The sequence below is a fragment of the Paraburkholderia sp. J67 genome, from assembly GCF_905220265.1.
In the GTDB taxonomy this organism is placed as follows: Bacteria; Pseudomonadota; Gammaproteobacteria; order Burkholderiales; family Burkholderiaceae; genus Paraburkholderia.
The window spans coordinates 192827-216625 of record NZ_CAJMZK010000003.1 but is presented as its reverse complement, the minus strand read 5'-3'; the positions used below and the strand labels follow the sequence as shown (position 1 = coordinate 216625).

Here is a 23799-nt window from a genome sequence, read left to right as displayed (position 1 = left end):
CGCGCTCCCGCCGATAACCCGCGACTATCCGTCAGCCGCTCAGACCGGCACGACGGGCTCTTGGTGCAGCATCCCGTCGCGCAGCCGCACAATGCGGTCGCAGCGCGCCGCCAGATCGGGATCGTGCGTGACGATCACGAAACTGGTCTGGAACTGGTCCGAGAGTTCGAGCATCAGGTTGAAGACATTGTCCGCCGTGCTGCCGTCGAGATTACCCGTCGGTTCATCGGCGAGTACGCAGGCGGGCTTGGTCACCAGCGCGCGCGCGATCGCCACGCGTTGACGCTCCCCGCCCGACAGTTCGCCCGGACGGTGCCGCGCGCGATGCGCGAGACCCACGCGGTCGAGAATCGCCAGCGCTTCGGCGCGTGCTTCTTCCTGCGGCATGCGGCGAATACGCAGCGGCATCGCCACGTTGTCGAGCGCCGTGAACTCGGGCAGCAGATGGTGGAACTGATAGACGAAGCCCAGCGCACGGTTACGCAGATCGTTGCGATTGCGCTCGGAAAGCTCCGTGAACGGCTTGCCGAGCAGCTTCACGTTGCCCGTACCCGGTTCGTCGAGGCCGCCCAGCACATGCAGCAGCGTGCTCTTGCCCGAGCCCGATGCGCCCACGATCGCGAGCTTTTCGCCGCGCTTTACCGTGATGTCGGTGTCGTGCAGCACCTGCACCGAGAGCGGTCCCTGACCGAACACCTTGGAAATACCGTTGGCTTCGATCACATAGGGATAATCGCCCGCCGCGGCCTGGATCGATTGACGCTCATTCATAACGCAGTGCCTCCGCGGGACGTACCTTGGCCGCGCGCCAGCTGGGATAGAGCGTCGCCAGCGCGGACAGCACGAACGCAATCAAGCCGATGCGGATCACGTCGCCGGGGACGAGTTCCGAAGGCAGCTCACTGATGAAATAGACCGACGGCGGCAGAAACTGCACGCCAAGCAGATGCTCGATCATCGGCACGAGCCACGGAATGCTCCAGGCGATAAGACAGCCAAGCGCAACGCCGATGGCCGTACCCACGAAGCCGATCGTCACACCCTGCACGACGAAGATCTTCATGATCGAGCCGGGCTGCGCGCCGAGCGTGCGCAGGATGGCGATATCGGCCTGCTTGTTGGTAACCGTCATCACGAGCGACGACACCAGATTGAACGCGGCCACGGCGATGATCAGCGTAAGGATGATGAACATCATGCGCTTTTCGATCTGCACGGCCGAGAACCAGGTCTTGTTCTGCTGCGTCCAGTCGCGGATATACAGGTCGCCCGAAAGCGTATGCACCAGTTGACGCGCCACCGCCGGCGCGCGCTGCATGTCCTTCAGGCGCAGGCGCACACCGCTTGGCGCGGCGAGGCGGTAAAGCACTTCGGCGTCGCGGATATTGGTGAGCGCGAGCGTGCTGTCGTACTCGTAATGGCCGGACTCGAACACGCCCACCACCGTGAACTGCTTCAGGCGCGGCAGCATGCCCGCCGGTGTAATCGTGCCTTCGGGCGCGACCAGCGTGACCTTGTCGCCCTTGGTCACGCCCAGACTCACGGCCAGATCCGCGCCAAGCACAATATTGAAGCTGCCCGGCGTGAGATCGTTCAGGCTGCCGAGCTTCATCTCCTTGCCGATGTCCGAGACCTGCGGCTCTTCGGACGGCTCGACGCCGCGCAGCGCCACGCCGCTCACGCTGTCACCGCGCGTGAGCAGCGCCTGGGCGTCCACGTAAGGCGCGGCGCCGATCACCTCGGGATTGGTCTTGGCCTCTTTGGCCGTGAGCTGCCAGTCGGGCATCGAACCCGTGGGCGAGAAAATCTCGACGTGCGCGAGCACCGAGAGCATGCGGTCGCGCACATCGCGCTGGAAGCCGTTCATCACCGAGAGCACGACGATCAGCGCCGCGACGCCGAGCGCGATGCCCGACATCGAAATGAGCGCGATGAACGAGATGAAACCGTTGCCGGTCGTGCGTTTGCCGGCGCGTGTGTAGCGCCAGCCTATCTGCCATTCGTAGGGAAGTTTCAAGCGAATCCTTTTCTGCTTCGTCGTTGCGTCTGCTTCGTGACCGGGTGGGCGCAACGCCACCCAGTTCGCGATATTGCGGGCCGGAGCAAGTCGGCGATCAAGCGCGAAGTTTGCCACACTACCGCACCCTGAAGGACTTTGCGGCATCGCGCCCTCGCCCCTGCGCCTCGATGTCCGGACACCAATTGGACGTGGAAATCGCTTGCAGGTGCCACGCAGATTTGTATCGGCGTGTACGTAAGCCCATGATTTGTATGACCAGGCGTCACCGCACCGCGATTCATCAGCGTCTCTGTCGGCCCATGCAGGCCCTGGATCGCCAGACTCGCGCCCCCGGCGCCGAAGTACAATGCGCACCATCATGCCTGCCGACCGCCTCCATCTTCTCGTGCCGTTCGCGCTGCCCTCGGCGGCCGCGGCGTCCACGGCCCTCGCCGGCCTTCAGTACCCCGCTTTGTCGAAACTGGTCGCTCGCGCCCGTCTGGGCGAACAGGTGATCGGGGAAGATTTCCAGCGCACGCTGCCGCACGAGCGTTGGGTCGCGCGGGCGTTCGGTGCGTCCGCCGCGCCGGCCGCCACTTTGAACGGCGCAGCCGCCGACGATGAAGCCCCGCTCGCGCCGTGGATGCTGCTCGCCGACGGCGGCACGCCCGGCGACGCCACCTGGGCGTGCATCCAGCCCGTGCACGTGCGCATCGCCCACGATCATCTGGTGCTGATCGACCCCAGCGCGCTCGAACTCACCGATGCCGACGCCGCCGCGCTCTACGCGGTCGCCAAGCCCCTGATCGAGGAATTGGGCGTGCGCATCGAAGCGCCCACGCCGCAGCGCTGGTATCTGTCGAGCGATCAGTTCGGCACGCTCGCGGGTGCGTCGCCCTTGCGCGCGAGCGGACGCAATATCGAAATCTGGCTGCCGCACGAGGCCCATTCCGGCCAGCGCTCGCGCGCGTGGATGAAGGTGCAGAACGAGGTGCAGATGGCCTGGTTCGAGCATCCGGTCAACGAAGCGCGTGAGGCGCACGGCCTGCCTGCGGTCAATTCGATCTGGTTTCATGCGCAAGGGTCGCTGCGACCCGTGCAGCGGGCATTCGCGCGCGTGCGCTCGGACGCCGCCGCCACGCGCGGGCTCGCGCTCGCCGCTGGCGCGGAGCTGGGCGCGGCGCCCGCCACGTTCGACGCGCTGAAAGCCTCGATCCATGGCGCGGCCAACGCCGGCACGACGCTGATCGAGCTCGATCCGTTCTCCGCCGCCTATATCCAGCAGGACTGGGGCCGCTGGAACGCCGCCTTCGGCCAGCTGGAGCGCGACTGGTTCGCGCCTGCGCTCGCCGCGCTCGAAAGCGGCGAGGTGGCCGAACTGGGCGTCACGCTCTGCGGCGACACCGGCTCGGTCACGCTGCAAGCCACGCGCGGCGATCTGCGCAAATTCTGGCGACGCCGCGAGTTCGCGTCGCTCTTCATCGAATAATCGTCGAACACTCTCCGAAGCCGTCACGCATGACCCGAATCGTCACCCGCCCCTGTTCCCCCGCCGATACCGAAGCGCTGATCCGCCACGGCCTGCATCCCGTGCTCGCGCGGCTCTATGCCTCGCGCGGCGTGTGCCAGCCCGACGACATCGAGATCGGCCTCGGCCGCCTGATGCCGCCCGCTGGCCTCAAAGGTATCGACGAAGCCGCCACGCTGCTTGCGGACGCGCTCGAAGCGGACTGCCGCATGCTCGTGGTCGCCGACTACGACTGCGACGGCGCGACCGCCTGCGCCGTGGCCGTGCGCGGCCTGCGCATGATGGGTGCGCAGATCGACTATCTCGTGCCGAACCGTTTCGAGTATGGCTACGGCCTCACGCCCGAGATCGTCGCGCTCGCGGCTCAACGCAAAGGCGGCCCGCCGGACGTCCTGATCACGGTGGACAACGGCATCGCCAGCGTGGAAGGCGTGGAAGCGGCCAACGAGCTCGGCATCGAAGTGCTCGTGACCGACCACCACTTGCCCGGCGACACGCTCCCCGACGCGCGCGCCATCGTCAATCCGAACCAGCCGGGCTGCACGTTCGAGAGCAAGTCCCTCGCGGGCGTGGGCGTGATGTTCTACACGCTGCTCGCGCTGCGCGCGGAGCTGCGCAAGCGCGGCGCATTCGGCGAAGACCGCCCCGAACCGCGCCTGGACGGCCTGCTCGATCTGGTCGCGCTCGGCACCGTCGCCGACGTCGTGAAGCTCGACGCCAACAACCGCGTGCTGGTCGCGCAGGGTCTGCAACGCATCCGCAACGGCCGCATGCAGCCGGGCATCGCCGCGCTCTTTCGCGCCGCGGGCCGCGACGCGAAAAGCGCCTCCGGCTTCGACATGGGCTTCGCGCTCGGGCCGCGCCTGAATGCGGCGGGCCGCCTCTCGGACATGTCGCTCGGCATCGAGTGCCTCACCACCGACGACGCCGGCCGCGCCTGGGAACTCGCCCAGCAGCTCGACGCGATGAACCGCGAGCGCCGAGAGATCGAAGCCGGCATGCAGCAGCAGGCGCTCGCCGATCTCGCCGATGTCGATCCGCAGGACAGCGCGACGCTCACCCTCTTCAACGAGGGCTGGCACCAAGGCGTGATCGGCATCGTCGCTGGGCGGCTCAAGGAGAAGTTCCACCGGCCGTCCTTCACCTTCGCACTGGCCGACGATAACGGCGAACTCGTGAAAGGCTCGGGCCGCTCGATTCCCGGCTTCCATCTGCGCGACGCCGTCGATCTGATCTCCAAGCGCGAGCCAGGCCTCATCCACAAGTTCGGCGGTCACGCGATGGCCGCAGGCCTGACGATCGCCGCCACCGACGTGCCGCGCTTTGCCGCCGCGTTCGAGCGCGTGGGCCGCGAATGGCTCACCGCCGAAGCGCTCGCACGCACCGTGGAAACCGACGGCGACCTGGAAGACGCCTATTTCACGCCCGATTTCGTCGAGATGCTCGATGCGGCCGTGTGGGGTCAGGGCTTTCCGGCGCCGGTGTTCTCGGGCGAATTCGAGGTGGCCTCGCAGGCGCTCGTGAAGGACAAGCACCTGAAGCTGCAACTGCTGCGCGGGCGCCAGCGCTTCAACGCGATCTGGTTCAACCACACCGAATCGCTGCCGCAGCACACCACCGTCGCCTACCGTCTCGTGCGCGACACCTGGAACGGCGTGTCGCGGGTGCAACTGGTCGTCGAACACGCACTGCTCTGACCCCGCGACGAGCCGGTTCCGGCTAACTTGCGCATCGTCCGACTGCGAGCCCAAACATGGCCCAAACGCGCTGCCGTCCCGTCCGGCCGCGCCCTTGGTGCTGGGCCAATCAGCTATAATTGCGTGTTTTACACGCCGGATCACGAGAAAATGGAAGCGGAACGTCTCAACGCGATCGAAGCCCTTTTGGCGGACCTGCGCTCACGCGCAGGCGAGCTACGGGGGTATCTTTGACTACGACGTAAAAGCCCGACGGCTAGTCGAAGTCAATAGCGAACTCGAAGACCCGAACGTCTGGAACGATGCGAAGCACGCCCAGGGGCTCGGCAAGGAAAAGAAGCTGCTCGAAGGCGTCGTGCATGTGCTCGACGGTATCGAGAACGACACGCGCGATGCGCAGGACCTCTTCGAGATGGCGCGCGAGGAAGACGACGAGGACACGCTCGTCGCCTGCGAGAGTGACGCCGCCGAAATCGAAAAGCGCGTCGCCGACGTCGAGTTCCGCCGCATGTTCGCGAATCCGGCCGACCCGAACAACGCCTTCATCGACATCCAGGCGGGCGCGGGCGGCACCGAGGCCTGCGACTGGGCATCCATGCTGCTGCGCCAGTACGTGCGTTACTGCGAGCGCAAGGGCTTCAAGACCGAAGTGCTCGAAGAGTCCGAAGGCGACGTGGCCGGCATCAAGAGCGCGACCATCAAGGTCGAAGGCGAATACGCCTACGGCTTCCTGCGCACCGAAACCGGCATTCACCGCCTCGTGCGCAAGTCGCCGTTCGACTCGTCGGGTGGCCGCCACACGTCGTTCTCGTCGGTGTTCGTGTATCCGGAAATCGACGACTCGTTCGAGATCGAAGTCAATCCGGCCGATCTGCGCATCGACACCTACCGCGCTTCGGGCGCGGGCGGTCAGCACATCAACAAGACCGACTCCGCCGTGCGTATCACGCACGTCCCGTCGGGCATCGTCGTGCAGTGCCAGAACGACCGCTCGCAGCACCGCAACCGCGCCGAAGCGATGGCCATGCTCAAATCGCGTCTCTACGAGGCCGAAATGCGCAAGCGCCAGTCGGAGCAGGACAAGCTCGAAGCGGGCAAGTCGGACGTGGGCTGGGGTCACCAGATCCGCTCCTACGTGCTCGACAACAGCCGCATCAAGGATCTGCGCACCAACGTCGAAATCAGCAACACCAAGGCCGTGCTCGACGGCGATCTCGACGCCTTCATCAGCGCCAGCCTGAAACAGGGCGTGTAAGGGCGTCCAGCCCGTTGCACGTCAAGGGGCGTGCCCAGCCAACCTGGGCCGCCCTCTCCCGCAGCCTTGTCGCGCCTTCTGAAGCGCGGCGCGCTGCGGGAACCGAACTCCAAGAACTCCCGAGCCATCATGACCGAACCGACCCAGCAGAACGCGCAGAATACGCAAAGCGCCGCGCCCGAAATCGACGACAACCAGATCATCGCCGAGCGCCGCGAGAAACTGCGCGCGCTGCGCGAGGCGGGCGTCGCCTTCCCGAACGACTTCCGCCCGACCCACCACGCCGCCGACCTGCAGCGCGACTACGCCGACACCGACAAGGACGCGCTCGAAGCGGATCCGCTCGAAGTGAAGATTGCCGGCCGCATGATGCTCAAGCGCGTGATGGGCAAGGCGAGCTTCGCCACGGTGCGCGACGGCTCGGGCCAGATCCAGTTCTTCATCACGCCCGCCGACGTGGGCGAAGCCACTTACGACGCGTTCAAGAAGTGGGACCTGGGTGACATCGTCGCCGCTACGGGCGTGCTGTTCCGCACCAACAAGGGCGAGCTGTCGGTGCGCGTCACCGAACTGCGCCTGCTGTCGAAGTCGCTGCGTCCGCTGCCGGACAAGTTCCACGGCCTGTCGGACCAGGAAATGCGCTATCGCCAGCGCTATGTCGACCTGATCGTGACGCCCGAAGCGCGTGAGACCTTCGTCGCGCGTACCAAGGCGATCTCGTCGGTACGTCGCTTCATGTCCGACGCGAACTTCATGGAAGTCGAAACGCCGATGCTGCACCCGATCCCGGGCGGCGCGACGGCCAAGCCGTTCGTCACGCATCACAACGCGCTCGACATGCAGATGTTCATGCGTATCGCACCCGAGCTGTATCTCAAGCGCCTTGTCGTGGGCGGCTTCGAGCGTGTGTTCGAAATCAACCGGAATTTCCGTAACGAAGGCGTGTCGCCGCGTCACAATCCGGAATTCACGATGATGGAGTTCTACGCCGCGTACACGGACTACACGTGGCTGATGGACTTCACGGAACAACTGATCCGCCAGGCCGCCATCGATGCGCGCGGCACCGCCGTGCTCGACTATCAAGGCCGCGAACTCGATCTGTCGAAGCCGTTCCACCGCCTGACGATCGTGCAGGCCATCCAGAAGTACGCGCCGCAATACACGACCGAACAACTCGCCGATGCCGCGTTCCTGCGCACGGAACTCAAGAAGTTCGGCGTGGACGCGAACCAGCCGCAGTTCCTCAACGCGGGCGTGGGCGCGCTGCAACTGGCGCTGTTCGAAGAAACCGCCGAGTCGCAACTGTGGGAGCCGACGTACATCATCGACTACCCGGTCGAAGTCTCGCCGCTCGCGCGCGCATCGGACACTGCGCCGGGCATCACCGAGCGTTTCGAACTCTTCATCACGGGCCGCGAAATCGCCAACGGCTTCTCGGAGCTGAACGATCCGGAAGACCAGGCCGCGCGCTTCAAGAAGCAGGTCGAGCAGAAGGATGCCGGCGATGAAGAAGCGATGTTCTTCGATGCCGACTATATCCGCGCGCTCGAATACGGTATGCCCCCGACGGGCGGCTGCGGTATCGGCATCGACCGTCTGGTGATGCTGCTGACCAACAGCCCGAGCATCCGCGACGTCATCCTCTTCCCGCACCTGCGCCGCGAAGACTAAGGACTGACTGACATCGACACGCCCCGCCGCCCCGTGCGACGGTGGCGCGCCCAGACGGGGCGCATGCGGTTCACGCCGCATGCGCCCCGTTTCTTTTGGCTGCGTTCCGGGCGGCGATTGTCAATTGTTTGTAACCGTCAGTAAAAGCTGCCGCCGTGGCGCGTGGTCCGCCCGGGCATGCGCTTTGCGCTATCGCGGAAAACCAGGCCGCGCAGGGCCGTGTAGCGAATGAGGCGAACAGGTTCATTTTTCCGGCTCGCCACATACGCATGACGGGTTACAAATTGAAACGCCCAGGCCGCGGGTTTGGCTCACACTGCGCTGACGCGATTCAAGCGGGACTTCCCCCCGAATCACCACGAGCCAACTCTGCCAAAGACGGAGCCAGTCATGAACAATCCTGATCCGAAACCGACCACACAGACCACCTCGCCTGCCCAGAACCGCCGGATTCATCCGCTGGTCGCCACCGCCGCGGGCGCGGTGATCGTCGCGAGCCTGGCGGCCACTGCCGCCATCACCGGCGTGTTCCCGAAGGCCTCCAGCAACGCTGAACAGAACGCGCAGAGCCAGACCGGCCAGACGACCATGATGGCCTCGCAGCCGGTCGTCGACTCGACGAGCGCGGCCACGCCCGCGCAATATGCGCAAAACACGGCGCCGCAACAGCCCGAGGCGCAGCAGCCTGCACCGACCCAGCCGCAGCAGGCACAGACCGCCCCGCCGCCGCAGTACGGCCAGCCCCAGCAGCAGCCACAGCAATACGCCCAGGAAGCGCAACCGCAACAGGCCGCATGCGCGGCGTGCGGTGTCGTCGAGGCGGTTTCGGCCACGCGTCAGGAAGGTCACGGCACCGGTATCGGTGCAGTAGGCGGCGCCGTGGCAGGCGGTGTTGTCGGCAACCAGTTCGGCAGCGGTGGCGGCAGAACAGCCATGACGCTGCTAGGCGCACTGGGCGGTGGTCTTGCCGGCAACTCGGTCGAGAAGCATCTGCGCAGCACCACGTCGTACTCGGTGCGCGTGCGCATGGATAGCGGCAAGATGCGCTATTTCACGTATCACGAAGCGCCGCCGTTCCAGCAAGGTCAGCGTGTGCGCGTCGAGCACGGTACGCTTGCCGCCGCATAAGTTCGCACGCAGTTCATACGCGTTTCGCACGCCGCGAGCGGGCAAAACAAAAGGCGATTCGCCCCGAGGGTGAATCGCCTTTTTTGCGTCTCGTCTTCTACGACGACTGAGGCAACGCGGAATCAGTATCCCGCGTCCTCGATCCATGCCGCCTGAATCGCTTCGAGGATCTTCTCGTTCGAACGCTGTGGATCGTCGTCGAAGCCTTCGAGTTCGGTGATCCAGCGATGCAGATCAGTGAAGCGCACATACTGTGGGTCGATTTCCGGATGGGTGTCCGTCAAGGCCACTGCGATGTCCTGCGTATCGGTCCATTTCATGGCTGCGCGCTCCTCTGTGGGATGGATCAGTGGTTTTCCTTCGCGTGATTGATCGAGTAACGCGGAATCTCGACCACGAGGTCATCCTCGGCCGGCACGAGCGCCTGGCACGACAGCCGCGAAGTCGGCTCCAGACCCCATGCCTTGTCGAGCAGGTCGTCTTCGAGTTCTTCCGACGGCTCGAGCGCGTTGAAACCTTCGCGCACGATGACGTGACAGGTCGTGCAGGCACACGACTTTTCGCAGGCGTGTTCGATTGAGATGCCGTGTTCCAGCAGCGCGTCGCACACGCTCTCACCCGGCTTGGCGTCGATCACCGCGCCCTCAGGGCACAGTTCGACATGGGGCAGCACCACGATTTGAGGCATTCTGATTTCCGTATCCAAAACTTGTCATCTCGGGTGTGCCCCGTCCATTGACGGGGGCATCACCCATTCTACTGGCGTCGTGCGCTTCGCTGCATCGGGAAAGCACGCAGACGGTGCAGGCTTGCCCGTGCGCCTCTGAAGCGCATTCAACCACGTCCTTAGCCGATCTCGTCGAGCTTCTTGCCCGCCAGTGCGCGCTTGATGCCCTTGTCCATGCGACGTGCCGCGAACTCGTCGGTGCCCTCGGCGAGCGCCTTGGTGGCCGCTTCGATTGCGTCGGTATCTTCGCCCGGCGCGATCTGCGCCAGCGCAGCGACCAGCTTGTCGAGTTCCGCGCGCTCGGCGTCGTCGAGCAGTTCGCCGTCGGCGGCCAGCGCCGATTGCGTCGCCTCGATCACGCGCTGCGCTTCGACCTGCGCTTCGCGCAGCGCGCGGGCACGCATGTCGATGTCGGCGGTCTTGAAGCTGTCTTCGAGCATCTTCGCGATGTCGTCGTCGGCGAGACCGTAGGACGGCTTCACCACCACCGACGCTTCCACGCCCGAATGCTGTTCGCGCGCGAACACGGACAGCAGGCCGTCAGCATCGACCTGGTAGGTCACGCGGATGCGCGCCGCGCCCGCCGCCATCGGCGGAATGCCGCGCAGCTCGAAACGCGCGAGCGAACGGCAGTCGGACACGAGCTCGCGCTCGCCCTGCACCACGTGGATCGCCATCGCGGTCTGGCCGTCCTTGAAGGTCGTGAACTCCTGCGCACGCGCGACCGGAATCGTCGAGTTACGCGGGATGATCTTCTCGACGAGGCCGCCCATCGTTTCCACGCCCAGCGAGAGCGGGATCACGTCCAGCAGCAGCCAGTCGTCGTCGCCGCCGCGGTTGCCCGCGAGCAGGTCGGCCTGGATCGCCGCGCCGAGCGCAACCACCTGGTCCGGATCGAGATTCGTGAGCGGCGGTTGGCCGAAGAACTGCTCGACGGCGCGGCGAACCACCGGCATGCGCGTCGCACCGCCTACCAGCACCACGCCCTTCACCTCATTCGCGGCAACCTTGGCGTCGCGCAACGCCTTCTTCGTGGGCGTGAGCGTACGCTGCACGAGCGCTTGCGTGAGCGCCTCGAAGCGCGCTTCGTCGATCGTCACGGCGAGTTGCGCGCCGCTCGACAGCGTGACGTCGATACGCGTTTCAGCAGCCGACGAGAGCGCTTCCTTGGCGTCGCGTGCGCGATCCAGCAAGAGGCGCACGTCTTCGGGCGTGAGCGCCGCGCGGGCGATACCGCCCTGTTCCAGCACGTACTCGAACACCGCGTGGTCGAAATCGTCGCCGCCGAGCGCCGAGTCGCCGCCCGCCGCGAGCACTTCGAACACGCCCTTGGTCAGCTTGAGGATCGACAGGTCAAAGGTGCCGCCGCCGAGGTCGTAGACCGCGTAGAGGCCTTCGGAGCCGTTGTCGAGGCCGTAAGCAATGGCGGCTGCGGTCGGCTCGTTGAGCAAACGCAGCACGTTCAGGCCCGCGAGACGCGCGGCGTCTTTCGTCGCCTGGCGCTGCGCCTCGTCGAAGTACGCGGGCACCGTGATAACCGCGCCGACCAGATCGTCGCCAAGCGAGTCTTCGGCGCGCTGGCGCAGCGTCGCGAGAATTTCAGCCGACACTTCGACCGGGCTCTTCACGCCGTCGATGGTCTGGATCTGCACCATGCCGGGCGCGTCGACGAATTCGTAGGGAGCGTTCGCCGCCCCTTCGACGTCGGCCTTGCCGCGGCCCATGAAGCGCTTGACCGACACGATGGTGTTGCGCGGATCGGTGGCCGCTTCGGCCTTCGCCGCGCGGCCGATGCGACGGCCGCCGTTCGCCAGATAGCGCACGACGGACGGCAGCAGCACGTGGCCGTCGTCGTCGGGCAGCACGTCGGGCACGCCGCTGCGCACCGCGGCGACCAGCGAGTTCGTCGTGCCGAGGTCGATACCGACCGCGAGCCGCCGCTGATGCGGCGCCGGCGCCATGCCGGGTTCGGAGATTTGCAGTAATGCCATCTGTGTGATCTGTTGCGGGCCGTGGCTTCGCACGTCGTGCGCGCCGCTCGCGGCCCTGTCCTGTATCCGTGGTTCTACGCTTGTTTGCGTCTGCGCGCTCGCGTTCGTTTCAGCGCTGCGTATCGAGCATCAAGGCAGCATCAAGGCATCAGCCTTCAAGGCGCTCGATCTGCGTATCGATCTCGGCCGCCACGCGTTCGATGAACATCAACTGGCGCACTGCCTCGGCCGCCGGCTGGTTCGAGCCGCTGTCGAGCAGCGCGCCGAGCTTCGTCATGCGCGCGCGTTCGTCGTCGCGCAGATCGCCCGCCAGCGCGTCGAGCGCATCGACATTCTTCGCGCCGACCGCATCCTCGATCGCCTCGCGCCATTCCATCTGCTGCATCAGGAACGCCGACTCCATCGCCGTATTATTCTCCGCGCCGACGTCGATGCCGCGCAGATGCAGCAGGTACTTCGCGCGCTTGAGCGGGTCGCGCAGCGTCTGATACGCCTCGTTGGCGCGCGTGGCCCACTGCATCGCCACGCGCTTTTGCGCCTCGCCGGCCGCCGCGAAGCGGTCGGGGTGCACCTGCGCCTGCACGGTGCGATACGCGTGATCGAGCGCGTCGGCGTCGAGCGCGAACTGCTCGGGCAGGCCGAAAAGCACGAAGTGGCTGTCGGAAAGCGAAGAAAGCGAGGCCATCGGATTGAACGTTCTAGTGGGGTCTTGCAGGGCTTCGAAAAATCAAAAAGGCGGCACAGGCCGCCTTTTCACCGCAACGCACGGACTCAAACGCGGAAGGACTCGCCGCAGCCGCACTCGTCCTTCACATTCGGGTTGTTGAACTTGAAGCCCTCGTTGAGGCCCTCGCGCACGAAATCGAGCTGCGTGCCGTCGATATACGAAAGGCTCTTCGGATCGACGATGACCTTCACACCGTGGCTCTCGAACACGTTGTCCTCAGGTGCGAGCTCATCGACGTACTCGAGCTTGTACGCCAGACCCGAGCAGCCCGTCGTACGCACACCAAGGCGCAAGCCGACGCCCTTGCCGCGACGAACCAGATACTTCTGCACGTGCTGTGCCGCTTTTTCAGTCAACGAAATTGCCATAACGTTCTCGCCCCACTCCATGTCGTGCGCTTCAGACTCGCGCCCGCTTCGTCACGACGCGGCGCAGGCTTGCCTGCATCCCGATCGTTCATTCCGCAGCGGCGCGCCATCTGCCGCGCCGCTGTCCCACCCGACCCACGCGGCTCGATGCCGCGCAAGGCGCTTGTGCCAACTTCAGGCCACGACTTACGCCGCGTCGACCTTCGCGTCTGCCGTGTGGCGCTGCTTGTAGTCGGCGACCGCTGCCTTGATCGCGTCTTCCGCGAGGATCGAGCAGTGGATCTTCACCGGCGGCAGGGCCAGTTCTTCGGCGATCTGCGTGTTCTTGATCGAAAGCGCCTGGTCGAGCGTCTTGCCCTTGACCCATTCCGTGACGAGCGAGCTCGAAGCGATGGCCGAACCGCAGCCATAGGTCTTGAACTTCGCGTCTTCGATCACGCCGTCCGCGCCCACGCGGATCTGCAGCTTCATCACGTCGCCGCAAGCCGGCGCGCCGACCATGCCCGTGCCAACCGCATCGTCGTCCTTCGAGAACGAACCAACGTTACGCGGGTTTTCGTAGTGGTCCAGAACCTTGTCGCTATATGCCATGATCACACTCCTTCAATTCGTTGGCCGCGCTGCATGCAGTGGTCTGCGTTTTGCGCTGCGGCCGGGTCGAGATTCGCTTTGCTTCGCGCGCCGATGATTAGTGCGCGGCCCACTGGATGGTCGACAGATCGATGCCATCCTTGTGCATTTCCCACAGCGGCGAGAGGTCGCGCAGCTTGGCGATCTTCGTCTTGAGCAGGTTGATGACGTAGTCGACGTCCTGCTCGGTGGTGAAACGGCCCACCGTGAAACGGATCGAGCTGTGGGCCAGTTCGTCGTTGCGGCCGAGCGCGCGCAGCACGTACGACGGCTCCAGCGACGCCGACGTGCACGCCGAACCCGACGACACGGCCACGTCCTTGACGGCCATGATCAGCGATTCGCCTTCGACGAAGTTGAAACTGATGTTCAGGTTGTGCGGGACACGCTTTTCCATGTCGCCGTTCACGTAGGTTTCTTCGATTTCCGAGAGGCCATTGAGCAGACGATCGCGCAGCATGCGCACGCGCTCGTTTTCCGTCGCCATCTCTTCACGCGCGATACGGAACGCCTCGCCCATGCCGACGATCTGGTGCGTCGCCAGCGTGCCCGAGCGCATGCCGCGCTCGTGACCGCCGCCGTGCATTTGCGCTTCGATGCGGATACGCGGCTTGCGCCGCACGTAGAGCGCGCCGATGCCCTTCGGGCCGTAGGTCTTGTGCGCCGAGAACGACATCAGGTCGACCTTGAGCTTTTGCAGGTCGATGGGCGCCTTGCCCGTCGATTGCGCTGCGTCGACGTGGAAAATGATGCCCTTTTCACGGCAGATTTCGCCGATCGTCTCGATGTCCTGGATCACGCCGATCTCGTTGTTCACGTGCATCACGGAAACGAGGATCGTGTCGGGACGGATCGCGGCCTTGAACGTGTCGAGGTCGATCAGACCGTCGTCCTTCACGTTCAGATACGTGACTTCGTAGCCTTCGCGCTCGAGTTCGCGGCAGGTGTCGAGCACAGCCTTGTGCTCGGTCTTCACCGTGATGATGTGCTTGCCCTTGCTCTTGTAGAAGTGCGCGGCACCCTTGATCGCGAGGTTGTCCGATTCGGTTGCGCCGGAGGTCCAGATGATTTCGCGCGGGTCGGCGTTGACGAGCGCGGCGACGTTCTCGCGCGCTTCCTCGACGGCGCGTTCCGCGTCCCAGCCGTAGGCGTGGCTGCGCGACGCCGGATTGCCGAACTGCTCGCGCAGGTACGGAATCATCTTGTCCACCACGCGCGGGTCGACGGGCGTCGTCGCGCTGTAGTCCATGTAGATGGGCAGGTGGGGAATGTCGTTATTCATCTATCGCTCCGGGGAATCTGGGTGCTGCGCGTGTACTGTGGTGTTACGTCGTGGCGGTGGGCGCTACGCTCATGAACTCGCCATGTTGAAGATCGAGTTCGGACCGAGCGGTATCGCCCTGACCGGTTCGACCGCGGGCGCCTCGGTGCGGCGGTCGCGCAGGACGGTGGGCGCGGCGCCTTCACGGGCGCGCTGCTTGTCCACCAGATCCTTGAGCGACACCGAATCGAGGTACTCGACCATCTTCTGGTTCAGCGTGGACCAGAGTTCGTGCGTCATGCAGTGGCCGTCGTGCTGCTTGGTGCCTTCGCAGGCGCCCTTGCCGCCGCACTGGGTGGCGTCGAGCGGCTCGTCCACGGCAATGATGATGTCCGCGACCGTGACGTCCTCTGCGCGACGCGCGAGGTTGTAGCCGCCGCCCGGCCCGCGGACCGATTCGACGATTTCGTGACGGCGCAGCTTGCCGAACAGCTGTTCAAGGTACGACAGCGAAATGTGCTGGCGCTGGCTGATACCCGCAAGCGTCACCGGGCCCTGCTCCTGGCGCAGGGCCAGGTCGATCATCGCCGTGACGGCGAAACGGCCTTTAGTGGTGAGTCTCATGATGTAGGGGAACCGCAATTCTCGACAATTTTCGTCAAGTATAAATACATGACTAGTTTAGTCAAGTATCCGCGCCGCGATACGGGTTATTAGGCGCATGACGAAAAGGGAAAACGGCACAAAACGACCATCAAAGTGCGCCGTCACGTTCATTTCAATCCGACCGCTTCAAAATCCGTTCAATCCACCAGTTGCGGGCGCAAAGCCGCCAGCAAACCGTTGCAGGCCGCCTCGCATTGATCGAGCACCGCCTCGAAACCCGCGTCGCCGCCAAAATAAGGGTCCGTGACCACCCGCTCCTGCGCGTTGGGCGCGAACTCCATCAACAGGCGAATCTTGTCGCGTTCCGACGCCGGCGCGACCTGCTGGAGCGCCGTCACGTTGGCGTCGTCCATTGCCACGATCAAATCGAACGCGCTGAAATCGCCTTCCGCGATCTGACGGGCTCGCAGTGTCGCGAGATCGTAGCCGCGCTTCCCGCCCGCGCGCTGGGCGCGTTCGTCAGGCGCCTCGCCGATGTGCCAGTTGCCCGTGCCCGCCGAATCGACCGTCACGCGAGCACCCAGGCCTGCTTCGTCGACAAGGCGACGCATCACGGCCTCAGCCGTGGGCGAACGGCAGATGTTGCCGAGACACACGAAGCAGACGGAAACCTTTTTCATCCTTTTTTCGTCACAGGAAATTGAAGGATTGGGGCGTTTCGCTAGAACTGGCGGACACGCTACGCGGGTTCGGAAAGCGGCGAATCCACGATTATACAAAGCGCACGATTTGCGCGCTTGGCGTGACTCGACGGCTGGATCGACCTAGATTGCGCTGGCCCGCGGCAACGGCGCTTCGCTGCGCAATGCCTTGACCGGGGCTTTCATGTCGGCGGCATTGCCAACCAGACCATATGACACCGTGCGCGCCAACTCGGCGCTCACCTGATCGGCGCCGAGCGGGAACTGCTGCTCGGCGGTATTCCACGCATGAACCCATGCGATTACCGCGAGTGGCACGATCAGTGCCAGCGGCCAATACACCTCTATTTTCTTTCTCATGATGCGACTCTCTATCGACTGTGGGGCGACGAGCTCAGACGCACTATCGCCAGTCGAAATGATATAGAGGATCGCAATCAGGAAAAACCCGGCAAAGTCGAACACACTGTTGTCGCAGATTAAACAGTGGCTGCATCACGGTTGACGATGCCGCGGCGGAGGATTCGCTTCAGGAGGCTTTGCGCGTCGGGACGTTCGCGTCCAGGTGCGTCTGGCGTGCCGCGTACAACTCGCGGAAGGTACGCCCGACGGGCGCCGGCATGTCGCGCCCATCCGTCCAGCCGCGTGCGAACGGCATCTTGCGGATCACGCGCGCGTGCCCGCCCATGCGTTCCAGTATGCGCACACCAAGCTTGGTAAGCAGCGCATAGACGCTCGGATGCAACGCCAGCCAGCCCCATGCGGCCAGCGCCGCGCGCTCGCGCCACGGCCGCAGGCGACGCTCAGTCTGCTTTTCCCGCAGCTTGCGCAGCAGATCCGAAAGCGGGATGCCCACCGGACACACGCTGTTGCACTCGCCGCAGAGCGTAGCCGCCTGCGGCAAATCGAGCGCCTTGTCGATGCCCACGTAGCTTGGCGTGAGCACGGAACCCATCGGCCCCGGATAGACCCAGCCGTAGGCGTGCCCCCCCACCTTCTGATAAACCGGGCAATGGTTCATGCACGCACCGCATCGTATACAGCGCAGCATGTCCTGGAACTCGCCGCCGATCAGGCCCGTTCGCCCGCCATCGACCAGCACGACGTACATGTGCTCGGGGCCGTCCTGATCTTGCGGGCCGCGCGGGCCGGTGAGCAGCGAGAAGTAATTCGAGGTCGCCTGCCCCGTGGCCGAGCGCGGCAGCAGGCGCATGGCCGTGGCCAGGTCTTCGAGGGTTGGGAGCACCTTTTCGATGCCGGTGACGGCCACGTGGACGCGCGGCATCACGGTACACATGCCCTCGTTGCCCTCATTCGTCACCAGCACGACCGAACCGGTCTGCGCCACAAGGAAGTTGCCGCCCGTCACGCCCATATCCGCCGAGAGAAAATGGGGACGCAAGACTTCACGCGCCTCGCGCGTCATATCGGGGATCTCGGTCAGACGCGGCTTGTCGTGCGTGCGCGCGAAGAGATCGGCGATCTCGTCCTTATCTTTGTGGACGACTGGCGCAATGATGTGGCTCGGCGGCTCGTTGTTGTTGATCTGAAGGATGTACTCGCCGAGATCGGTCTCGATGGACTGCACCCCCATCTCCGCCAGTACAGTGTTGAGCTGCATTTCCTCCGACACCATCGACTTGGTCTTGATGACCTTGCGGACCTCATGACGGCGCGCGATGTCGGCCACAAGCTTTGCAGCGTCGCGCGCTGTCTCGGCGAACAGTACCGTCACGCCTCGCCGCGTCGCCTCGGCCTCGAACTGCTCGATCCAGACGTCGAGATTGTCGAGCGCGCGATTGCGGCGCTCCTTCAGCGCGGCACGCGTGGCTTCGAAGTCGATGGCCGTGATGGCTTCCGCCCGCGCGCTGACGAATTTTGTCGAGAGCTTCTTGAGGTTGTGTTGCAGACGCTGATCGGCCAGTTTTTGACCGGCGCGCGCCTTGAACTGCATCGACGTGACTTGCATGGCGTATGAGGAGTCGGAGCGTGAGTTAGCGGACGAAGGGACAGCGTCAGATGTCGCCGGCCAGCACCTGGGCGATATGCAGGACGCGCGTGCTGTGGTCGCCGGTGCGACGCAGGCGCCCTTCGATATTCAGCATGCAGCCCAGGTCGCCGAGGACCACCGTGGCCGCCCCGCTTGCCTGCACATTCATGCACTTCTCGTCGGCAATGGCGGTCGAGATCGCGCCGTACTTGACCGCGAACGTACCGCCGAAGCCACAGCAGTGCTCGCAATCCTTCATTTCCTGCACCTGCACGCCGCGCTGCGCCAGCAAGGCGCGCGGCTGTGCCTTGACGCCCAGTTCACGCAGTCCCGAACACGAATCGTGATACGTCACCGGACCGCGAAACTCGCCTTCCGGCAACGAAACGCGCGCGACGTTGACGAGGAAATCCGTCAATTCGTAGACGCGCTCGCGCAGCTTGCCGTAGCGCGACATCAATTCAGGATCGTCGCGGAACAGATCGCCGAAATGCACACGAATCATGCCGCCACACGAACCAGATGGCACCACGACATAGTCGAACTGCTCGAATTCGCGCAGCGTCTTTTCCGCCAGATCGCGTGCCAGCGCGCGCTCGCCCGAGTTGTAGGCCGGCTGACCGCAGCAGGTCTGCGCGGGCGGCACGATGACGTCATAGCCAGCATCTTCGAGCAGCTTCAGCGTCGAAAAGCCGATTTCGGGGCGCATCGTGTCGATGAGACAGGTGACGAACAGTCCGACTCGCATGGGGAATCCTTTTGAAAACCGTCCCCGATTATCCGATGTTTCGCAGCCACCACCAACGCTCGCGTCACGCCTCTGATTGCTGCCGCACCGCAGCAGCGGCTTCCCGCTAGACGCTTACTTTTTTCACAATACGAGATACAATGAATTTCTGCTTCCCGCCCCTATCCTGCGTCAAACACGAATCTGCATCCGGAATACGCCCTCATGACCGACACCAATCCAGATCCGAAGACCTCGATTCAGGTGATCGAGCGCATGATGCGCCTGCTCGATGCGCTCGCCGCGCATACGGACCCGGTCAGCCTGAAAGAACTCGCCCAGCGCACGGAACTGCATCCGTCCACGGCGCACCGCATTCTCAATGACATGGTGAGCTGCCGACTTGTCGACCGCTCGGACCCGGGCACCTATCGCCTGGGTATGCGCCTGCTGGAACTCGGCAACCTCGTGAAAGCACGCCTTTCCGTGCGTGATGCGGCACTCTCGCCCATGCGTGAGCTCCACCGCCTCACCGGCCAGACGGTGAACCTTTCCGTGCGGCAAGGTGATGAGATCGTCTATATCGAGCGCGCCTACTCGGAGCGTTCGGGCATGCAGGTGGTGCGCGCCATTGGTGGTCGTGCGCCCTTGCATCTCACCTCGGTCGGCAAGCTTTTTCTTGCCGCCGACGAAGCGACGCGCGTGCGCGCCTACGCCACGCGCACCGGCCTGTCGGGCCATACGCGCAATAGCATCACGGATCTCGGGCGCCTCGAACGCGAACTCGCGCACGTGCGCCAGGAGTCCTGCGCACGCGATAACGAAGAGCTCGAGCTAGGCGTGCGCTGCATTGCGGCAGGCATTTACGACGACACCGGCAAACTGGTGGCGGGTCTCTCGCTTTCCGCTCCGGCAGACCGTCTGCAAGACTCGTGGCTTGGGCAACTGAGCAAGACCGCACTCACGATTTCGGAATCGCTCGGCTACCACGCCGAACCCGCCGAAGGCCACGTGCAAACGGCCTAAGCGGCCGCTTTCTGCCCCCTCACGCCACCAGCTCGGCTAGCTGGCGTTTGACGCGCGCATCGACCTCGCGCGCGTCCTTCGCCAGATTGACCTGTTTCGCCGTACACGCCGTATCCAGCAAGGCTGCGTCGATACTGTAGCCCTCGCGTCCACTCAGCCAGATCAAGATGTCGCCCAGATGCCAGAGCGACGGACTGCCCTCATGCACCGGCTGCGGGAAATCGGCGACATGCGCGAGCATGAGCTTGCGCATGTTTTGCCGCGACATGCCGGTTAGATCGGCAACGTCGGTCAAGCCGACGAAATCGGGCGCCGCCTCGACAAGGCGCGCCGACGGTACCGCCTCTTTCACGTTCTGCAACGCGGTGTAGATGGCGGCCCATGCGCTTTCACTGTCACGCGCGAACGCCAGCGCGATACGCCCCGGCAAACCCACACCGATGGTTGCGTCATCGCAGCCCGCCTGCGCCAGGCGCTCGATCAGCTGCTCCTGATCGCAATCCTCGGGCGCAAGCTGGTACTTGAGCGTGAATACGTAATTCATGGGTCACTCCTGCTGTGTGGTGCGCGCCCGCGCAGGAAGCGCGGGCGGTGCATTGGCGCGCTGTGCCGTGCAGTTGTCGACCACGCGCTGCAAAAGATGTGCGTGGTTCCCTGCGTTGCGTGGCGTGCTCCAGATGCTCGTGATGCAAAACTCCCCGCACCGGCAATCGGCCTGATTGGCGGGGCAATACATCCTTCCCCACGCGTGACCGCTGCCCTTGCCTGGTCGTACTAACCAACCCTTTGCCTCGGCATAAGTCAGCGCAGCCTCGATCTCTTTTCTCGGATGCGATCGTCTCATTGGCGAACCCAGTGTAAGCGCCGCTATTTTGGTTGTCAATTGACAACCAGCAAACTTTGGGCGGGCGATTCGCGTTGCCCGGTCAGGCAACGCGTAGCGAAACACTGAAGATTCTGCCCACGGCATCGGCCTTCAAACAGCTGGCCGTATGGCGTAGGAATACCTGACGAGGGCCGCAAAAAACAAACGCCCCGCAAATGCGGGGCGTTCGATAACCAAAGTGGTGCAGCTTGGGAAACGGGCAGATCAGGTGCCTGCGCCGCCTGCGTCCGCGCTCGTGATGCGCGGCTGCTGGTCCGCGCCACCGTTGTCGAGCCACGCGCGCACGCGGGTCGCGTCGGCGAAACGCGAATACTTGCCGCTCGAATCCAGCAGCACCATGATGACCGGACGGCCGTGGATCGTCGACTGCATGACGAGGCATTCGCCGGCTTCGTTGATGAAGCCAGTCTTCTGCAAGCCGATATCCCACGACGGATTGCGCACCAGCGCGTTCGTGCTGTTGTAGGCCAGCGTGCGCTTGCCCGTGAACACGTCGTAGCTGTGATCGGTCGAGAACTGGCGAATCATCGGGTATTGATACGCCGCATTCACCATCTTCACGAGATCGCGCGCCGTCGAAACGTTGTGACTCGTGAGGCCCGTCGAATTCTCGAAGTGCGTATCGGTCATCCCGAGCTGTTTGGCCTTTGCGTTCATTGCCGCGATAAAGGCCGGACGCCCGCCCGGGTAGTAGCGCGACAGCGCGGCAGCGGCACGGTTTTCCGATGCCATGAGCGCGATATGCAGCATGTCTTCGCGCGAGAGCACCGAGCCTACCGACAGACGCGAGCCGGTGTTCTTCTCGTAGTCGCGGTCTTCGTCAGTGACTTCGATCTGTTCGGTGAGCGGCGCCTTCGAGTCAAGCACGACCATGGCGGTCATGAGTTTCGAGATCGAGGCGATCGGCACCACGGCGCGCGAGTTCTTGTCGAACAACGGCTCGAGCGAATTCTGGTCGACCACGAAGGCAACGCCCGAGCGCAGCATCAGCGAGTCCGGTGTCTCGTGCAGGCCGAACGCCTGACCGACGGTCGGCTGGCGCGGCTCGAACGCGACGCGGCGCACTGCCGTATGGTGGCGGCCATTCATCGTGTAGCTGACGCGGCGTTTTTTCGCCGTCGGACGCGCATCGTCGTCCTTCGCCGCAACGGTACGGGTCGCGCCCGCCTTCTTCGCCACCTTCGCAGGTGCGGCGTCGGCTTTCACAACCTTTTTGGTGGCCTTCTTGGCCTTCGCCGTTTTCGCGGCGGCGGTGTTCTGCGACGCAGCAAAAGCGCCCTCGGGCACTACGAGCGTCGCGCTGATGGCCACGGAGACAGCTACCGACAGCGCGGTACTGACAACCGATGAAGGCACCAGTTTGAACGACAGGAACTTGTCGGATTTCATTGGTGTTCTGGATGAAGCGGCGGGATCGTTCGCCAAGTGTAGTAAAACCACGAAAAATTCGCAAATTGAAGCACTTATGGCTACTCGTTAAACCGAAGTCTGGTTTTTGATTGAGCAGACCAATGTTCTTCACGCATTCGATGGAGAAAAACAATCACCCGGACAACCCCACCCTGCTGCGCCTTGCGCCGACAACGTTTGCTGTCGCCTACGCATTAACGGCGCGCAACTTGATGAACTTTATGTGGGATAAATACCGAGGACGATGTTCTGACATCCATACTGCCGAACCAGGCGGCGCGCAGTTCGACTGCAATAAAGCCTTAACGTTCCATGTAGGAATCTGGTGGACGCACCTCAGTGCATTCCCTGACACCGTTCATGCAACGGCGGAGCACGCAAAAAAACCCACGTTGCACCGTCAGACTCAATCTTGCCAGAACCAGCGCGCATATGCGCAACCTTGTCAGGCAAGGCGCTCCGGCAAACCCCAAGCGGGCGCTATGCCGCACCTCAGCGGAAATGCCGTTCGCACCCTCATGCCGCTCGCATAAGTATATGTTTAATAATACTTTAATGAGTTTGTGCGCCGCATCAAAAGTCCTTGACATTCGTCTGAGCCGTCCTAAAATCAGGATCAATGCTGCGACGCACCAAAGCATGACCCGAATTTCCCCCCGGCGTCGGGCAGATCACCAGAGTCTTGCCACTTACTCCAGGCGACCCACCTACGAGGCCGCCAACCATCCAGGAGCGTAAACATGAGTCTGCTGACCCCTGAGCAATTCGCCGCTGCACAGAAAGCCAACCTCGAAACCCTGTTCGGTCTGACCGGCAAGGCTTTCGAAGGCGTGGAAAAGCTCGTCGAATTGAACCTTCAGGCCGTTCGCTCGAATCTGGCGGAATCGCAGGAACACGCGCAGCGCGCGCTGTCGGCCAAGGATGCGCAGGAATTCTTCGCGCTGCAGTCGAGCTATGCGCAGCCGCTCGCCGAGAAGGTGCTGTCGTACGGTCGCCACGTCTACGAAATCGCCTCGGCCACGCAAGCCGAATTCGCGAAGGTCGCTGAAGCCCATTACGAAGAGCAGAACCGCAAGGTTCAATCGCTCGTCGACAATGTCGCGAAGAACGCACCGGCCGGTTCGGAAACGGCTGTCGCTGTCATCAAGTCGGCCATCAACGCCGCGAACACGACCTACGAAACGGTTCACAAGGCCACGAAGCAAGCTGTCGAAATGGCCGAAAGCAACTTCAACGCCGCTACCGCCGCGGCCAGCAAGGCTGCCGCCCAGGCTTCGCGCTCGGCTGCCGCCGCGGCCAAGAAGCCGGCCTGAGCGCCTTTGCGCTAACGCGACGCGCCGCGAAGTTTCCGGCTCTGTGCTGAACTTCGCGCGCGTCGTGCGCCGGATCTGACGCTCCGGCATGCCGTCTGGCATGTCGCTTGCCCGGTCCGCGACGACCGGGAATTTTTTTCGCTCCGGCGCCTCTC

25 protein-coding genes are annotated in these 23799 nt (G+C 63.9%); 8 read left to right on the top strand and 17 right to left on the bottom strand.

Translation table 11 applies throughout. The features are described 5' to 3' along the window. Window positions 1-39 precede the first annotated feature (39 nt). Together lolD and U5782_RS07875 are read right to left on the bottom strand one after the other, a co-directional pair. Window positions 40-771: a lipoprotein-releasing ABC transporter ATP-binding protein LolD gene (gene lolD / locus U5782_RS07880; RefSeq protein WP_322043264.1), complete on the bottom strand. Its 732-nt coding sequence runs from the start codon at window positions 769-771 to the stop codon at window positions 40-42. Further along, window positions 764-2017 (bottom strand): lipoprotein-releasing ABC transporter permease subunit, encoded by a 1254-nt coding sequence (locus U5782_RS07875; RefSeq protein WP_321841656.1) that lies wholly within the window; start codon window positions 2015-2017, stop codon window positions 764-766. Before U5782_RS07875 ends, lolD begins: the two co-directional genes overlap by 8 nt. 349 nt (window positions 2018-2366) lie before the next feature. On the opposite strand from U5782_RS07875, the gene U5782_RS07870 reads away from it, so the two are divergent. From U5782_RS07870 to U5782_RS07850, 5 genes are all read left to right on the top strand, one after another. Continuing rightward, window positions 2367-3488, top strand: a complete 1122-nt coding sequence (locus tag U5782_RS07870; RefSeq protein WP_322043263.1) for a regulator — start codon at window positions 2367-2369, stop codon at window positions 3486-3488. A gap of 29 nt (window positions 3489-3517) precedes the next feature. After that, the gene (gene recJ / locus U5782_RS07865; RefSeq protein WP_322043262.1) at window positions 3518-5224 is read left to right on the top strand and encodes a single-stranded-DNA-specific exonuclease RecJ; all 1707 of its coding nucleotides are present in this window, start codon (window positions 3518-3520) and stop codon (window positions 5222-5224) included. Window positions 5225-5374: 150 nt separating this feature from the next. Beyond that, window positions 5375-6479 (top strand): peptide chain release factor 2 gene (gene prfB, locus U5782_RS07860; protein WP_322043261.1). Its coding sequence is split into 2 segments (ribosomal slippage): window positions 5375-5455 and window positions 5457-6479, totalling 1104 coding nucleotides; the frame shifts between segments, so codons are not numbered across the junction. Window positions 6480-6608: 129 nt separating this feature from the next. Continuing rightward, on the top strand, window positions 6609-8153 hold the full coding sequence (lysS, locus tag U5782_RS07855) for a lysine--tRNA ligase (RefSeq protein WP_322043260.1): 1545 nt from the start codon (window positions 6609-6611) through the stop codon (window positions 8151-8153). A gap of 390 nt (window positions 8154-8543) precedes the next feature. Beyond that, window positions 8544-9281, top strand: a complete 738-nt coding sequence (locus tag U5782_RS07850; RefSeq protein WP_322043259.1) for a glycine zipper 2TM domain-containing protein — start codon at window positions 8544-8546, stop codon at window positions 9279-9281. A 122-nt stretch (window positions 9282-9403) separates the two neighbouring features. Here U5782_RS07850 and iscX read toward each other — a convergent pair whose 3' ends face one another. The 12 genes from iscX to U5782_RS07790 form a co-directional block, all read right to left on the bottom strand. Beyond that, a complete protein-coding gene (gene iscX, locus U5782_RS07845; protein WP_322043258.1) occupies window positions 9404-9601 on the bottom strand; it encodes a Fe-S cluster assembly protein IscX in 198 nt (65 codons plus the stop codon). 26 nt (window positions 9602-9627) lie between these two features. After that, window positions 9628-9969, bottom strand: a complete 342-nt coding sequence (fdx, locus tag U5782_RS07840; RefSeq protein WP_322043257.1) for an ISC system 2Fe-2S type ferredoxin — start codon at window positions 9967-9969, stop codon at window positions 9628-9630. Window positions 9970-10127: 158 nt separating this feature from the next. Further along, window positions 10128-11999: a Fe-S protein assembly chaperone HscA gene (hscA, locus tag U5782_RS07835; protein ID WP_322043256.1), complete on the bottom strand. Its 1872-nt coding sequence runs from the start codon at window positions 11997-11999 to the stop codon at window positions 10128-10130. 148 nt (window positions 12000-12147) lie between these two features. After that, a complete protein-coding gene (gene hscB / locus U5782_RS07830) occupies window positions 12148-12684 on the bottom strand; it encodes a Fe-S protein assembly co-chaperone HscB (protein WP_322043255.1) in 537 nt (178 codons plus the stop codon). An 86-nt stretch (window positions 12685-12770) separates the two neighbouring features. After that, window positions 12771-13094: an iron-sulfur cluster assembly protein IscA gene (iscA, locus tag U5782_RS07825; RefSeq protein ID WP_167056156.1), complete on the bottom strand. Its 324-nt coding sequence runs from the start codon at window positions 13092-13094 to the stop codon at window positions 12771-12773. 186 nt (window positions 13095-13280) lie between these two features. Next, window positions 13281-13685, bottom strand: coding sequence for a Fe-S cluster assembly scaffold IscU (iscU, locus tag U5782_RS07820; RefSeq protein WP_322043254.1), 405 nt, complete (start codon window positions 13683-13685; stop codon window positions 13281-13283). A 97-nt stretch (window positions 13686-13782) separates the two neighbouring features. Then, on the bottom strand, window positions 13783-15006 hold the full coding sequence (locus U5782_RS07815) for an IscS subfamily cysteine desulfurase (protein ID WP_322043253.1): 1224 nt from the start codon (window positions 15004-15006) through the stop codon (window positions 13783-13785). Window positions 15007-15075: 69 nt separating this feature from the next. Beyond that, complete coding sequence (iscR, locus tag U5782_RS07810) at window positions 15076-15609, bottom strand: Fe-S cluster assembly transcriptional regulator IscR (RefSeq protein ID WP_322043252.1); 534 nt, start codon at window positions 15607-15609, stop codon at window positions 15076-15078. 179 nt (window positions 15610-15788) lie between these two features. Beyond that, a complete protein-coding gene (locus U5782_RS07805; RefSeq protein ID WP_322043251.1) occupies window positions 15789-16271 on the bottom strand; it encodes a low molecular weight protein-tyrosine-phosphatase in 483 nt (160 codons plus the stop codon). Window positions 16272-16415: 144 nt separating this feature from the next. Then, a complete protein-coding gene (locus U5782_RS07800; RefSeq protein ID WP_322043563.1) occupies window positions 16416-16652 on the bottom strand; it encodes a hypothetical protein in 237 nt (78 codons plus the stop codon). Between the two features lie 169 nt (window positions 16653-16821). Further along, on the bottom strand, window positions 16822-18261 hold the full coding sequence (locus tag U5782_RS07795) for a lactate utilization protein B (RefSeq protein ID WP_322043250.1): 1440 nt from the start codon (window positions 18259-18261) through the stop codon (window positions 16822-16824). 46 nt (window positions 18262-18307) lie between these two features. Then, window positions 18308-19030, bottom strand: coding sequence for a (Fe-S)-binding protein (locus U5782_RS07790; RefSeq protein ID WP_322043249.1), 723 nt, complete (start codon window positions 19028-19030; stop codon window positions 18308-18310). Window positions 19031-19234: 204 nt separating this feature from the next. On the opposite strand from U5782_RS07790, the gene U5782_RS07785 reads away from it, so the two are divergent. Then, entirely contained in the window at window positions 19235-20035 is an 801-nt protein-coding gene (locus U5782_RS07785; RefSeq protein ID WP_322043248.1) for an IclR family transcriptional regulator, read from the top strand. 19 nt (window positions 20036-20054) lie between these two features. Here U5782_RS07785 and U5782_RS07780 read toward each other — a convergent pair whose 3' ends face one another. The 3 genes from U5782_RS07780 to pbpG all read right to left on the bottom strand — a co-directional run bounded on the left by U5782_RS07780 (window position 20055) and on the right by pbpG (window position 22310). Then, entirely contained in the window at window positions 20055-20579 is a 525-nt protein-coding gene (locus tag U5782_RS07780; protein WP_322043247.1) for a DNA-binding protein, read from the bottom strand. Between the two features lie 3 nt (window positions 20580-20582). Then, entirely contained in the window at window positions 20583-20879 is a 297-nt protein-coding gene (locus U5782_RS07775; protein WP_322043562.1) for a hypothetical protein, read from the bottom strand. Window positions 20880-21125: 246 nt separating this feature from the next. Further along, window positions 21126-22310: a D-alanyl-D-alanine endopeptidase gene (pbpG, locus tag U5782_RS07770; RefSeq protein ID WP_322043246.1), complete on the bottom strand. Its 1185-nt coding sequence runs from the start codon at window positions 22308-22310 to the stop codon at window positions 21126-21128. Window positions 22311-22432: 122 nt separating this feature from the next. Here pbpG and U5782_RS07765 point away from each other — a divergent pair, with 122 nt between their 5' ends. Both U5782_RS07765 and U5782_RS07760 read left to right on the top strand, forming a co-directional pair. Continuing rightward, entirely contained in the window at window positions 22433-22864 is a 432-nt protein-coding gene (locus U5782_RS07765) for a hypothetical protein (RefSeq protein ID WP_322043245.1), read from the top strand. Window positions 22865-23071: 207 nt separating this feature from the next. Continuing rightward, window positions 23072-23644 (top strand): phasin family protein, encoded by a 573-nt coding sequence (locus U5782_RS07760; protein WP_322043244.1) that lies wholly within the window; start codon window positions 23072-23074, stop codon window positions 23642-23644. The last annotated feature ends 155 nt before the right edge of the window (window positions 23645-23799 follow it).

Bases quoted from the DNA above. Each gene is read 5' to 3' on its own strand.
- lolD (WP_322043264.1), bottom strand. From the start codon at position 771: ATGAATGAGCGTCAATCGATCCAGGCCGCGGCGGGCGATTATCCCTAT.
- U5782_RS07870 (WP_322043263.1), top strand. From the start codon at position 2,367: ATGCGCACCATCATGCCTGCCGACCGCCTCCATCTTCTCGTGCCGTTC.
- recJ (WP_322043262.1), top strand. From the start codon at position 3,518: ATGACCCGAATCGTCACCCGCCCCTGTTCCCCCGCCGATACCGAAGCG.
- lysS (WP_322043260.1), top strand. From the start codon at position 6,609: ATGACCGAACCGACCCAGCAGAACGCGCAGAATACGCAAAGCGCCGCG.
- U5782_RS07850 (WP_322043259.1), top strand. From the start codon at position 8,544: ATGAACAATCCTGATCCGAAACCGACCACACAGACCACCTCGCCTGCC.
- iscX (WP_322043258.1), bottom strand. From the start codon at position 9,601: ATGAAATGGACCGATACGCAGGACATCGCAGTGGCCTTGACGGACACC.
- fdx (WP_322043257.1), bottom strand. From the start codon at position 9,969: ATGCCTCAAATCGTGGTGCTGCCCCATGTCGAACTGTGCCCTGAGGGC.
- hscA (WP_322043256.1), bottom strand. From the start codon at position 11,999: ATGGCATTACTGCAAATCTCCGAACCCGGCATGGCGCCGGCGCCGCAT.
- hscB (WP_322043255.1), bottom strand. From the start codon at position 12,684: ATGGCCTCGCTTTCTTCGCTTTCCGACAGCCACTTCGTGCTTTTCGGC.
- iscA (WP_167056156.1), bottom strand. From the start codon at position 13,094: ATGGCAATTTCGTTGACTGAAAAAGCGGCACAGCACGTGCAGAAGTAT.
- iscU (WP_322043254.1), bottom strand. From the start codon at position 13,685: ATGGCATATAGCGACAAGGTTCTGGACCACTACGAAAACCCGCGTAAC.
- U5782_RS07815 (WP_322043253.1), bottom strand. From the start codon at position 15,006: ATGAATAACGACATTCCCCACCTGCCCATCTACATGGACTACAGCGCG.
- iscR (WP_322043252.1), bottom strand. From the start codon at position 15,609: ATGAGACTCACCACTAAAGGCCGTTTCGCCGTCACGGCGATGATCGAC.
- U5782_RS07805 (WP_322043251.1), bottom strand. From the start codon at position 16,271: ATGAAAAAGGTTTCCGTCTGCTTCGTGTGTCTCGGCAACATCTGCCGT.
- U5782_RS07800 (WP_322043563.1), bottom strand. From the start codon at position 16,652: ATGAGAAAGAAAATAGAGGTGTATTGGCCGCTGGCACTGATCGTGCCA.
- U5782_RS07795 (WP_322043250.1), bottom strand. From the start codon at position 18,261: ATGCAAGTCACGTCGATGCAGTTCAAGGCGCGCGCCGGTCAAAAACTG.
- U5782_RS07790 (WP_322043249.1), bottom strand. From the start codon at position 19,030: ATGCGAGTCGGACTGTTCGTCACCTGTCTCATCGACACGATGCGCCCC.
- U5782_RS07785 (WP_322043248.1), top strand. From the start codon at position 19,235: ATGACCGACACCAATCCAGATCCGAAGACCTCGATTCAGGTGATCGAG.
- U5782_RS07780 (WP_322043247.1), bottom strand. From the start codon at position 20,579: ATGAATTACGTATTCACGCTCAAGTACCAGCTTGCGCCCGAGGATTGC.
- U5782_RS07775 (WP_322043562.1), bottom strand. From the start codon at position 20,879: ATGAGACGATCGCATCCGAGAAAAGAGATCGAGGCTGCGCTGACTTAT.
- pbpG (WP_322043246.1), bottom strand. From the start codon at position 22,310: ATGAAATCCGACAAGTTCCTGTCGTTCAAACTGGTGCCTTCATCGGTT.
- U5782_RS07765 (WP_322043245.1), top strand. From the start codon at position 22,433: ATGTTCTTCACGCATTCGATGGAGAAAAACAATCACCCGGACAACCCC.
- U5782_RS07760 (WP_322043244.1), top strand. From the start codon at position 23,072: ATGAGTCTGCTGACCCCTGAGCAATTCGCCGCTGCACAGAAAGCCAAC.